At 57.6% G+C, this 12,239-nt stretch carries 10 protein-coding genes; all 10 read right to left on the bottom strand.

Annotation, left to right across the window (positions count from 1 at the left end; all coding sequences use genetic code 11):
- Positions 1-105: 105 nt before the first annotated feature.
- Positions 106-1,614 (bottom strand): hypothetical protein, encoded by a 1,509-nt coding sequence (locus AUK29_08695; GenBank protein ID OIP62340.1) that lies wholly within the window; start codon positions 1,612-1,614, stop codon positions 106-108.
- A gap of 135 nt (positions 1,615-1,749) precedes the next feature.
- Entirely contained in the window at positions 1,750-3,675 is a 1,926-nt protein-coding gene (locus tag AUK29_08690) for an NADH-quinone oxidoreductase subunit L (GenBank protein ID OIP62345.1), read from the bottom strand.
- A gap of 244 nt (positions 3,676-3,919) precedes the next feature.
- Complete coding sequence (locus AUK29_08685; GenBank protein ID OIP62344.1) at positions 3,920-4,225, bottom strand: NADH-quinone oxidoreductase subunit K; 306 nt, start codon at positions 4,223-4,225, stop codon at positions 3,920-3,922.
- A gap of 170 nt (positions 4,226-4,395) precedes the next feature.
- Entirely contained in the window at positions 4,396-4,905 is a 510-nt protein-coding gene (locus AUK29_08680; GenBank protein ID OIP62339.1) for a hypothetical protein, read from the bottom strand.
- 175 nt (positions 4,906-5,080) lie between these two features.
- Complete coding sequence (locus tag AUK29_08675) at positions 5,081-5,578, bottom strand: hypothetical protein (GenBank protein OIP62338.1); 498 nt, start codon at positions 5,576-5,578, stop codon at positions 5,081-5,083.
- 26 nt (positions 5,579-5,604) lie between these two features.
- Positions 5,605-6,597, bottom strand: coding sequence for an NADH-quinone oxidoreductase subunit H (locus AUK29_08670; GenBank protein OIP62343.1), 993 nt, complete (start codon positions 6,595-6,597; stop codon positions 5,605-5,607).
- Between the two features lie 22 nt (positions 6,598-6,619).
- Positions 6,620-9,121 carry a hypothetical protein gene (locus tag AUK29_08665; protein ID OIP62337.1) on the bottom strand — a complete coding sequence of 834 codons (2,502 nt, stop codon included), beginning with the start codon at positions 9,119-9,121 and terminating at the stop codon, positions 6,620-6,622.
- A 67-nt stretch (positions 9,122-9,188) separates the two neighbouring features.
- Positions 9,189-10,451, bottom strand: a complete 1,263-nt coding sequence (locus AUK29_08660; GenBank protein OIP62336.1) for an NADH oxidoreductase (quinone) subunit F — start codon at positions 10,449-10,451, stop codon at positions 9,189-9,191.
- Complete coding sequence (locus AUK29_08655) at positions 10,452-10,925, bottom strand: hypothetical protein (protein OIP62342.1); 474 nt, start codon at positions 10,923-10,925, stop codon at positions 10,452-10,454.
- An 81-nt stretch (positions 10,926-11,006) separates the two neighbouring features.
- Entirely contained in the window at positions 11,007-12,161 is a 1,155-nt protein-coding gene (locus tag AUK29_08650) for an NADH dehydrogenase (GenBank protein ID OIP62341.1), read from the bottom strand.
- Positions 12,162-12,239: the final 78 nt, after the last annotated feature.

Genomic DNA, 12,239 nt, shown 5'->3' with positions numbered 1-12,239 from the left:
TTCCCTCGGCCCCTTTAATCCTTGGCCCCTTGGATACTCTATTTCTCTCCGCTTTTCACTCGGACCCTCGACCCCTTGACCCCTTGACCCCTCGGCCCCTTCTTATTACGGCCCCGTCGCTGCCTGAAAGGCCTGCAACGGCTCGATCAGGTGCTGCACCGAGGCATTGAGCATATTTAAAAACGGGTCCGGATAAAAACCGATCCAGAAAACCAGGACCAGAAGAGGCAGAAGCGTCACGACCTCCCGGAGGCTGAGGTCGGTGAGCTTCTCGTTCTCCTTGATGACCATGGGGTTGAAGATCACCCGCTGATAGAGCCAGAGCATATACGCCGCCCCCAGGATGATGCCGAAGGCCCCCACCACGGCCGCGATCCGGTAATGGGACGTAAAGGCCCCGACCAGGATCAGAAACTCGCCGATGAATCCGTTGGTCCCGGGGAGCCCGATGGAGGCCAGGGTGAAGATCGAAAACAGTGCCGCATAAATGGGCATGACCCGGGCGATCCCCCCGAAATCGGCGATCATGCGGGTGTGCCGCCGCTCATAGATCAGACCCACGATCAGGAACAGGGCGCCGGTAACGATCCCGTGGTTGAACATCTGCAGGATCCCGCCGGATACGCCCTGAAGATTATAGGCAAAAATCCCGAGCATCACATATCCCATGTGCGAGACCGAAGAATAGGCGACCAGCTTTTTCATGTCCCTCTGCATCATGGCGACCAGCGCCCCGTAGATGATGGCCGTGGAGGCGAGGATCATCATGATCTTCACAGTCTCCGGTCTGAGCGCCATCTCCGGGCACATGGGAATGGCGAACCGGAGAAACCCGTAGGTCCCCATCTTCAGGAGGACACCGGCCAGGATCACGGAACCGGCCGTGGGCGCCTCCACGTGGGCGTCCGGAAGCCAGGTGTGGAAGGGGAACATGGGAACCTTGAAGGCAAACCCGAGGAACAGCGCCCAGAAGACCCAGAACTGCATCTTCGGGCTGAAGCCGGATGCCGCCTGCGTGATGGCCTGAATATCAAAACTCTGCGGGTCCCCACTGTGGATATAGAGGGTAAGGATCGCAATCAGCATGAGGACCGACCCGGACAGGGTGTAAAGGAAGAACTTGATCGCCGCATAGAGCTTGCGGCCCCCGCCCCAGATGCCGATCAGCAGGAACATGGGGATCAACTCCAGCTCCCAGAAGACATAGAAAAGAAAGAGGTCGGTGGAGACAAAGACCCCCAGCATGGCCGTTTCGAGGACCAGGAGGGCGATCATATACCCCTTGACGCGCAGAGTGACGGCGGTCCATGAGGAAAGCACGGCGACCATGCTGAGCAGGGTGGTCAGAAAAACCAAGAGGAGGCTGATCCCGTCCACACCCACCGAGTAATGGATCCCCCATGTAGGAATCCATGGGACTGATTCCGTAAACTGCATGAGGTAGGTGCCCCGGTCGAAGCGGATGACCGGATAGAGTGAAAGTCCAAAGGTGATCACGGAGGTCAGGAAGGCCTCCCGGCGGATCGCCTCTGCGCTGCGCTTTGGCGTGAGGAGAATCAGCAGCACGCCGAAGAGAGGAAAGAACGTGATCAGGCTGAGGATATGTTCCGTCATTGATGCTCCATACAATAATCAGCCACGAATGGGCACGAATATTACGAATATCATAAATATGTATCCTGGTGTTTTATTGTCTTTGTCTTCATCGGTGCCAATTCGTGTCAATTCGTGGCTGAATCTTTTCTTTCATTATGCAAAGAGATAGAATCCCAGGATGATCACCACGCCGGTCACCATGAACAAGGCATAGTTTTCCACGTGGCCGGTATGGAACTTGCGGATCCGCTCCCCGAAAAAGTTGGACGTCCCGGCCGTCCCGTTCACGATTCCGTCGATCACCCAGGCGTCCACGAACTCCCACAGAAAGGTCGCAAAGCGTTTGCCGGGATTCACAAAAAGAAAATCATAGATCTCATCCATGTACCACTTGTTCAGAACGGCCCTGTAGAGGCCGCCCAGGCCTGATGCCAGTTTCCCGGGAAGCCAGGGGCTCACGAGATACATAAACGCGGCCAGCCCGATCCCGGCCAGGGCGATGACCACAGAGACCCCTGCCATCATGCGTTCAAGATGGGTGGCGCCCCCGGCGGCTTCATGGCCGTGCCCGAATACAGGGCCCAGGAAGTGGTGGATCCAGTTGCCCCCGCCCCACGCCTCGGGCAGACCGGCAAACCCTGCGATGGCGGAAAAGACGGCGAGCGCCACCAGAGGCCCCACCATGCTCCAGGGGGATTCATGGAGGTGACGCGCGGCCTTGGTCTCCACACGGGACTTCCCGTGGAAGGTCATAAAGACCAGGCGGAACATGTAAAAGGCGGTCATCAGAGCGGCGGAGGCGCCGAGCAGGTAAAGAACCGCACCGTAGTTCGTGCCGTGGGAGTAGGCCTGCCAGAGGATCTCATCCTTGCTGAAGAAACCGGCAAGCGGCGGGATCCCGGATATGGCCAGCGCGGCTACGACGAAGGTCCCATAGGTCCAGGGAATTTTGTCCCTGAGCCCGCCCATCTTGCGCATATCCTGCTCCCCGGACATGGCGTGGATCACCGAACCGGAACCGAGGAAGAGGAGGGCCTTGAAAAAGGCGTGGGTCAGAAGATGAAAGATCGCGGCCGTATAGGCGCCGATCCCCAGGGCCAGGAACATGTAGCCGAGCTGGCTGACCGTGGAGTAGGCCAGGACCCGTTTGATATCATTCTGGGCGAGGCCGATGGTCGCAGCGAAAAAGGCGGTGAACCCGCCCACGCATCCCACCACCATCAGCGCCGTTGAAGATTCGGAAAAGAGCGGGTTGGCCCGCGCCACCATGTAAACCCCGGCCGTGACCATGGTCGCGGCATGGATCAGGGCCGAGACCGGCGTAGGGCCTTCCATGGCGTCCGGGAGCCAGACGTGGAGCGGGAACTGCGCGGACTTTCCAACGGCCCCGACAAAGAGGAGCAGGCAGATCACGGTCGTAAGGTCCGCCTGGATGGTCGTGACATAGAGGGGGATGGAGAGGGTCTGACCGACGATGGTCTGGACCGCGCCGAAGACCTCGTGATAGTCCAGGGTCCTGAAGGTGTAAAAGATCAGCATGATCCCGAGGCCGAACCCGAAGTCGCCGATCCGATTCACCACAAAGGCCTTTTTTCCTGCGTCCGAGGCCGACTTCTTTTCATACCAGAACCCGATGAGCAGATAGGAACAGAGCCCGACCGCCTCCCAGCCCACATAGAGGAGCAGAAAATTGTCGGCCATAACCAGGATGAGCATGGAGAAGGTGAAGAGGGAGAGGTAGGCGAAGAACCGCGCAAACCCTTTGTCCCCGTGCATGTAGCCGATGGAATAGATGTGGATCAATGAGGCCACCAAGGTGACCATGGCGATCATCGCTGCGGTGAGGGGGTCGATGTTGAACCCGATGCTCGCCCTGAAATCGCCCGAGGAGATCCATTCATAGACCGTGCCGTAGAAGGTCTCACCGGAAAGGACCCGGCCCAGGGTGATGAGGGAGAGGACGCAGGACCCCGCCACGGCGCCGATGGAGACGGCGGCTGCGCGGGTCTTCAGCCACTTGCCGAAGAGGCCGTTCACCACAAACGCAAGCAGTGGAAGTAATGGAATCAATATATGCAACCAGGTCGGCGCGTGTTCCAAGCGTTCCTCCTCCAAAAACCTCTAAAAAGGATTCGAGGGGTCTAGGGGTCAAGGGTTCAAGTGAAATACCTAAATACCAATAACCACCTTACAAACCCTTGGGTCCCCAGAGCCTTTTGTTTTCTTCCTTTCACTCGACCCCTGGAACCCTGGGCCCCTTGGCCCCTTGGCCCCTTTGTTCTTCATCCTTGAATCTTGTATCCTTCTCTTTCACGTACTTTCACTAATGCTTCATCAGATGAAATTCGTCCGCATTCAGGGTCTCACGATTCCGGTAGAGCAGCAGGATGATGGCCAGCCCCACGGCGGCCTCGGCTGCGGCCACGGTCATGACGAACAGGACAAAGACCTGGCCGGCCATATCATGGTAATACCGGGCAAAGGAGACAAAACAGATATTGACGCCGTTCATCATCAACTCGATGGACATGAACATCAGAAAGATATTTCTCCGGATCAGGAAACCGGCCACTCCGATCAGAAAGAGGAGTGTCCCCAGGAGAATGTAGTGTTCCAATGTGATCGTCATGTTCATACCTTCTATACAGAACGTCATAAATCAACAATGTCATTCCCCGACTTGATCGGGGAATCCAGAAAATACTGGATTGTCCGGTCGGGCCTGTCCTCCGACCCCGATCGGGGGACCGGACAATGACAAACTGATTACGACTTCTGTCGCTGTTTATAAAATAAGCTCTATATCTTCCTGCTCGCGATCAGGACCGCTCCCACCAGGGCAACCAGAAGGATCAAGGACGCCGCTTCGAATGGGAAAAGATACTGGGTATAGAGCGCCTGCCCCAGAAGCTCCGGATTGCTCATTTGAGTTGCTGCCTGAACCGAGGAAGAAGGCTCTTTGAGCACGGTCTCCTGCATCAGGATGCCGACCACGCCGGCGCAGAGGAGGCCCGCACTCACCAAGGCAAAGGGGAGATGGCCGAAAAGCTGCTCCCTGAGTGTTTCAAGCTTCCTGATGTTGACCAGCATGATCACAAAGAGATAGAGGACCAGAATGGCCCCGGCATAAACGATGAGCTGGACCGCGGCCAGGAATTCCGCTTCCAGCAGGATATAGAGCCCGGCAATATGGAAGAACATCAGCAGCATGTAGAGCACGGCGTGCACGATATGCTTCCGGGTGATCATCAGCACAGCCGATGTTAGGATCATAACAAAGAGATAATCAAAAAAGAGCGAGGCGAACATCCCATCCCCCTTAGTGGCCCTATTCGTAAATACGGTGGCATTCGAGTGCCGTATGGCGGTCTCATCGGCGTTCCGCTCCTTGCGGCGTACCAGAGGGGTACGCCTCAGTCGCGCGCGGGGATGAGACCGCCCTACGACCCTCTCGGTACGTCACCATATTTACGAACAGGACCACTTAAAGATCGATCTGGTCTCGGAACAGCGGTTTCTTGTCCCCGACCTTGAGCAGCCTGTCCATCTTCCATATATAGAGGCCCCGGTCGTCATAGTCGGCCATCTCGTAGAGCCGAGTCAGGACGATGGCGTCTTTGGGGCAGGCCTCCTGACAGAGACCGCAATAGATGCACCGGAAGGCATTGATCTCGTAGCCGGTCACGACCTTCTCGTGATGATCCCCTTCCTCGGTGTAGACACTGATGGCCTTGGCCGGGCAGACGCCGGCGCAGATTCCGCATCCCACACATCGGATGGCCCCGTCCTCGCCTCGAAGCAGGGCATGGTGTCCTTTGAACGCAGGAAACGCCGGGCGTTTCACCTCCGGATAAGGCCGAGTGACCAGGACCCGGCTGGGGGTGATGATGCTTCTCACCCAGACGCTTCCGGTCAGGGCCAATCCCTTCAAGAGATCGATCAAGGTAATGGTTCGGATAAATCTTTTCAACCTTCCGGACAAGTCAAGCCTCCCATTTTATACAGTAACTACCCGGTAATTGCAAGCACGATCCCGGTGACAACGATGTTCGCGAGGGCCAGCGGGATCAGGAATTTCCACCCCAGTCTCATGAGTTGGTCATACCTGAAACGGGGGAACGTGGACCTCACCCAGATAAAGCTAAAAAGGAGCATCATCATCTTCCCGAAGAACCAGAAGACCCCGGGAATAACCTTCAGGACATGCATGGCCTCCCAGTCCTGGAAAGGAGGATTCCAGCCTCCGAGAAAGACCACCGTGGCCATGGAGGAGACGAGCATCATATTGGCATATTCCGCAATGAAAAAATAGGCGAACCGCATGCCGCTGTACTCCACGTGGAACCCGGCCACCAGTTCGGTCTCGGCCTCCGGGAGATCAAAGGGGGAGCGGTTGGTCTCGGCGAGCATAGCCACATAATAGATGAAGAAGGCCGTGATCTGCGGGACAAGGAACCAGTGTCTTGACTGGGCCTCGGTGATCCCGACCAAGCTGAACGTCCCCGCGAGCATGAGCGGGCCGACCAGGGCCATACCGATGGCGAGTTCGTAACTGATCACCTGGGCCGCGGAGCGGAGCGCTCCCAGGAGGGCATACTTGCTGTTGGAAGACCACCCCGCCAGGATGATCCCGTAAGTCCCCACGGACGATACGGCCAGGATATAGAGCACCGCGATATTGATGTCGGTGATATAAAACCACGTGTCAAAGGGGATGACACAAAAGGCGATCAGGGCCGGGACCAGGGATAGGATCGGCGCCAGCATGAAAATCGGCCGGTCCGCGCCCGAAGGGACGATGTTCTCCTTGAGCAGGAGTTTCAACCCGTCGGCGATTCCCTGCAGGATACCGTGGAACCCCACGCGCATGGGTCCCAGACGGACCTGCATATGCCCGATGACCTTCCGTTCAACCCACGTCAAGAAAGGAACCATAATGAGGGTAAACCCCATGACGATCACAATCTGAAGGATGCTGTATCCCCAGAGAAACTTGACCATCTTTACGAGATCGGATCCCATCTCATAGCTTCCTTATCTTAGCCTGCACATAACGGCCCATGGGGGTCCTGGTTACCGGGTCCAGATCATGGGAAAGGAGACCCTTGGGGCCGGCATTCACAAACCCTTCAGGCATCTGAATCGTCCCCCTGGAGAGCGAATGGCATAGGCCGGCCTCGGCGTGAATCTCCCCATGGCGGGAAGTCAGGATGATCTTGTCCCCTTCCTCGATCTTGAGCTCCTCTGCGTCCAGCGGATTCAGGAAGACACCGGCCTTGTCCTGGCCGCGTACGAGTCCCGCGGCCAGGTTGGACATGGAGCCGTTCCGGTACAGGGAAGAGTTCACAAGCAGAAGAAAAGGAAATTCGGGATCATCCGCCGGCCCCCACTTCACATCAGCGCCGGGATAGGGGAGATCCATTCCATCCACCGGGATCTTCCTTTTCCAGCCCTGGACCGGAACCAGGGCATGGATCTCATCCCGGACCTCCGAGAGGCTCTTGAAGGGAAACCCCTTGCCCATCTTTCGTGAAAGCTCCACGATGATCCGGCTGTCCGGCATGGCGTCCCCTGGGGGAGAGATCAGCGGAGCAAAGGACTGGACACTCCCTTCGAGATTGGTGAACGTTCCGGATTTTTCAGCAAAGCTTGCGGCCGGCAGGACCACATCGGCCATGGAGGCCGTACGGGTCATGAAAAGATCCTGCACCACAAGGAACTGAAGAGAGTTTAAGCCCTCCTCCACGAATTTCGTATCCGGGAAATCAAACATGGGGTTCTCTCCCATGATGTACAGGGCGTTCAGGGTCCCCTCTTTGGCGGCATGGAGCATGTCATAAGCGGAAAGACCGGGCTCAGCCGGTATCCGGTCCCCCCAGACCTTTTCAAACCGCTCTCTCTCCGAAAGCGGAACCAGGCCGGGAAGGCGGTCGGGCAGCGCCCCCATCTCACAGCTCCCCCGTTCATTGTTGTGGTCCATGGTAAAGAGGTAAGACGCTCCGGCCTTGGCGGCGGCCCGGAGGAGCACGGAAACGGCGGTTGCCCCGAAGGGGGCCTGCAGCACCCCCCGGCCCATCAGGACCACGCTCTTCTGCGTTTCAGGACCGGTCAGGACGGAGAGGATCTCATCCATCTCCGGGGAGAGGATACCGCAGATTCTCATGACCTCTTCCCTGCTGAACCTAAAAAGCGAGGGTTCTTTCAGGATCTCAAGGCCGAGCCCGAGGATCAGGGGGACCTCGGCGCCGGGGCGTATCCGGATGTGGCGGGTTGCGATCCTGCCCGTTCGTGTGATCCTCGGGTCTGCAAGCACCGCGATCCCGCCCTTCCATAGCATCTTTTTGACAGCTAAGCCAAGGATCGGGTTGGTCTCTACAGGATCTGCGCCGATGATCAATACCTTTGAGGCATTTCGCACGTCTTCCAGAGCGGCCTCGCGCGCCTCTGTTTTCAGACTCAGACGTCCGATCAACCCGGCCGTGTAATGCAGCCTGGCGCTGCTGTCGATATGGTTGCTTCCGATCACTCGCCTCATGAAACGCTGGAACAGGTAGTTGGCTTCGTCCGAGGCTCGGGCTGACCCCAGGCCTCCCACCGCAGCGCCGCCCTTTTCCTTGATGATCTTCTGCAGGCGGGTGGCCGTAAAGAGAAGGGCCTCATCCCAGTCCACCTCCACGAGTTTCCCCTGCTTCTTGATCCTCGGTCGGGTGAGCCGGTCCGGGTGATGCACCATGCCCCATCCAAACCGCCCTCTGGCGCAGAGGCTCCCCCGGTTCACGCCCTCATCTGTGCCTCCCCGTACCCGCATGATCTTTCCCCCCCGTGTATTCATGGTCAGGGTGCATCCGCATCCGCAGTAGGCGCATATCGTCTTGCCCTTTTCCATCTGGGCGGGACGGCCGCCGTAGGTAAAAAGGCGGTCCAGGTTGGCGCCGACCGGGCAGACGTCAATGCAATGACCGCAGTGCTCGCACTCCCCTCCTCCGGGGACTTCGCGGACCTCGGTCCGCCTGCCTCGGCGTGTGGCGCTCAGGGCATGCGCCCCCTGGATCTCCTTGCAGGCCCGGATACAGCGCTCACAATGCACGCAGCGCTCAAGATTCCTCTCGATCAGGGGGTTTTCATAGAGGATGATCCCCTTTCGCCTCGGAAAATCATGCCGGCGCCGGATGTCCCCGAACTCATAGGTCAGATTCTGAAGGTCGCACTCCGTGGCCTTGTCGCAGTAGAAGCAGTCGAGCGGGTGATTGAGCAGTTGGAACTCCAGCATGGCTCTCCTGGCCTTGCGGATCTCCTCGGACTCGGTGATCACCACCATATCTTCTCGGACGGGCGTGGTACAGGCCGTCTGGAGTTTTCCGATCCCTTTCAGGGAGATCAGGCACATCCTGCATCCGCCCAGGGGGGAGAGTTTCTCCAGATAACAAAACCTCGGGATATAGATCCCCACACGGTCCGCAGCCTGGATCACCGTGAGTCCCGGCTCGACTTCAAATTCACGATCATTCATTCTGATCTTGATCATAAGAATGGATTCCCAATCTCAAATTTCCAATTTCCAATTTCCAATTTCCAATTTCAAATTTCAAATCTTAAATCTTCAAAGTGCATCCCTTGATCCGGATATGCTCCCGGTACTCTTCCTCAAAATACTTCAGCGTGCCCCGCACAGGTCCGAGCGCTCCCTCCCCCAGGGGGCAGAAGGTCTTTCCTGCGATGTTGTCGCAGATGTCGCGCAGGAGTTCGATGTCTCCTTCCTTGCCCCCTCCGGCCTCGATCCGGTCCAGGATACTGAGGAGCCAGTCGGTTCCTTCACGGCACGGGGTGCATCTCCCGCAGGATTCATGGACAAAAAACCTCATCAGACGTCCGGCCACTTTGACCATGCAGGTATCCTGGTCCATGACCATGAGCGCGGAAGAGCCGAGCATGCTCCCGGCCGCGGATACGGAGTCGTAATCCATGCCCACGTTGAGATGATTGGGGGTCAGGCAGGGCGAGGACGCCCCCCCGGGGATGAAGGCCTTGAGCTCCTTTCCGTCCCGGATGCCGCCGCCGTGTTCATAAATCACCTCACGGAAGCTTACGCCCATGGGGAGTTCGTAATACCCCGGACGGTTCACATGACCGGAAAGAGAGATGATTCTTGTTCCCGGACATTTGGCCGGGCCGATACCGGCGAACCAGTCCCCCCCTTTGAGTATGATGTGGGGAACATTGGCCAGGGTTTCCACATTGTTGATTACCGTGGGGAGCCCGAAGGCGCCCACATTGACCGGGAAGGGGGGTTTGATGCGGGACTGGCCGCGCTTCCCTTCCAGGGACTCGATCAGGGCGGTCTCCTCCCCGCAGATGTAGGCCCCGGCCCCGCGGTGGACCCGGATCGTAAAATTAAACCCTGAATGACAGATGTCTTTTCCCAGGAAACCTTTTTCCTCTGCCTCGGAGATCGCCTGATCGAGGATCCCCCCCAGCCGGGGATACTCGGCCCGGAGGTAGATATAGCCGTATTCGGCGCCGAAGGCATACCCGGCGATGATCATCCCCTCGATCAGTTCATGCGGGTCCCCTTCCATAATCTGCCGGTCCTTACAGGTACCGGGCTCCCCTTCGTCGGCATTGCACAGAAGGTATTTGGGTTTCTTCGGGTCCGCAGCCGCGAATCCCCATTTCATGGCCGCGGGAAACCCCGCTCCGCCCCGTCCCCGGAGATTTGCGCGCTTGACCTCATTGACGACCTCTGCGGGAGGCATGGACAGGGCCTTTTTCAGCGCCTCATAGCCTTCATGCGCCATATAGACGGAGATGGAACGGGAGTTTTCGAGGTGTATGCGGTTCAAAAGGATGGTTTCCATTTATAGGTATTTCTCCAGCACCTCGTCAATCGTGCTTTCTGTTAAGGCCTCATAAAAATCGTCATTTACCAGCATGACCGGGGCCTGCCCGCAGGCGCCCAGGCACTCTGCATTTTTCAAGGTGAACCGGCCGTCCGGCGTGGTCTCCCCCATCTTGATCCCAAGCTTCCTCTCAAGATAGGATCGGAGAGACTCGGCGCCGAGCAGGGTGCAGGCCAGGTTGTCGCAGAGGTGGATCACGTTCCGGCCCATCGGCCCGGTGCTGAACATGGAGTAGTAGGTGGCCAGGCCGTAGACCTCGGCCCTGGAAATGTGAAGGGCGAGGGCCGCGGCGGAAAGCGCCTCTTCGTTGATGTAGCCGAATTCCTTTTGCGCGAGGTAGAGAACCGGCAGCGCCGCGGCCTGCCGCGTGGGATAGCGCGTCATGACCTCTTCAATCCGCTTGAGGGTTTCTTCCGAGAAGGCCGTGTTCACCAATGCTTCGTTTCCCATTCCTGTTTTCTGTTTTCTATATCTCAAATTTGAAATTTGAGATTTGAAATTCCCTTGCCCGTGTTATCGGTCGCATTCCCCCAGCACGATATCAATGGTCCCGATCACGGCAATGACGTCGGCGATGAACCCACCGCTGACCAGACGGTTGAATGCCCCCAGATTGACAAAGGAAGGGGCCCGGATCTTCATGCGGTATGGCCTGGATGACCCGTCACTCACGATATAAAAACCCAGTTCTCCTTTGGGGACCTCAGTGGCGCAGTAGACCTCCCCCTCCGGCGCCTTAAACCCCTCGGTCATCAACTTGAAATGATGGATCAGGGATTCGATCTCAGCGTTTATTTTCTCCTTGGAGGGGGGAACGATCTTGGGGTCATCCACCAGGATCGGACCGCTTGGGATCCGGTCCAGGCATTGACGGATGATGTTAGCGCTCTGATGCATCTCCTCGACCCGGATCCAATACCGGTCATAGACGTCCCCGTTCTCTCCGAGGGGGACGACCCAGTCGACCTTGTCATAGGCGCCGTAAGGCTCGGCCTTCCGAATATCCCAGTTGACCCCGGAGCCTCGGAGCGAAGGCCCGGAGAGCCCGTAATTCACCGCCTCTTCGGCCGAGATCGCGGCCACGCCCTTGGTCCGTCCGATCCATATCCGGTTCTCCCGAATCAGGGTGTCGTATTCCTTGATCCGGCCGGGAAATTCATCGCAGAACTTGTACAGGGTTTCGATAAAAAACGAAGAGAGATCACGGCTGACCCCGCCGATCCGCATATAGTTGTTGTTCAGCCTCGCGCCGGTCAGTTCCTCAAACAGGTCGAGGATGGTCTCTCTTTCACGGAAGGTATAGAGGAAGACGGTCATGGCCCCGATATCCAGGGCGTGGGTGGCCAGCCAAAGGAGATGGGACGAGAGCCTCTGCATCTCGGCCACAATGGTCCGGATATATTCCGCGCGTTCAGGAATGGTGATCCCGAGCAGTTTCTCCACAGTCCGGCAGTAGGCGAACTCATTGGTGATGGCCGAGATATAGTCCAGGCGGTCAATATGGGTGATCACCTGCTGGAAAGATCCGTTCTCACCGAGCTTCTCAATACCGCGGTGCAGATAGCCGACCTTGGGCTCGGCCTTGACGACCCTTTCCCCGTCCACGTCGAGCACCAGCCTCAAGACCCCATGCGTACTGGGGTGCTGGGGTCCCATATTGATCTTCATCTCTTTTGTTTCCAAAGGCTCCTACCCTCGAGCGTGTTCTATGATGATAGATGATATTTTTTCACCAACCCGGATCAC

Source organism: Nitrospirae bacterium CG2_30_53_67 (assembly GCA_001873285.1).
Lineage (GTDB): Bacteria > CG2-30-53-67 > CG2-30-53-67 > CG2-30-53-67 > CG2-30-53-67 > CG2-30-53-67.
This window is presented reverse-complemented; position numbering and strand designations above follow the sequence as displayed.

Bases quoted from the DNA above. Each gene is read 5' to 3' on its own strand.
- AUK29_08650 (OIP62341.1), bottom strand. From the start codon at position 12,161: ATGAAGATCAATATGGGACCCCAGCACCCCAGTACGCATGGGGTCTTG.
- AUK29_08695 (OIP62340.1), bottom strand. From the start codon at position 1,614: ATGACGGAACATATCCTCAGCCTGATCACGTTCTTTCCTCTCTTCGGC.
- AUK29_08665 (OIP62337.1), bottom strand. From the start codon at position 9,121: ATGATCAAGATCAGAATGAATGATCGTGAATTTGAAGTCGAGCCGGGA.
- AUK29_08670 (OIP62343.1), bottom strand. From the start codon at position 6,597: ATGGTCAAGTTTCTCTGGGGATACAGCATCCTTCAGATTGTGATCGTC.
- AUK29_08685 (OIP62344.1), bottom strand. From the start codon at position 4,225: ATGACGATCACATTGGAACACTACATTCTCCTGGGGACACTCCTCTTT.
- AUK29_08680 (OIP62339.1), bottom strand. From the start codon at position 4,905: ATGTTCGCCTCGCTCTTTTTTGATTATCTCTTTGTTATGATCCTAACA.
- AUK29_08660 (OIP62336.1), bottom strand. From the start codon at position 10,451: ATGGAAACCATCCTTTTGAACCGCATACACCTCGAAAACTCCCGTTCC.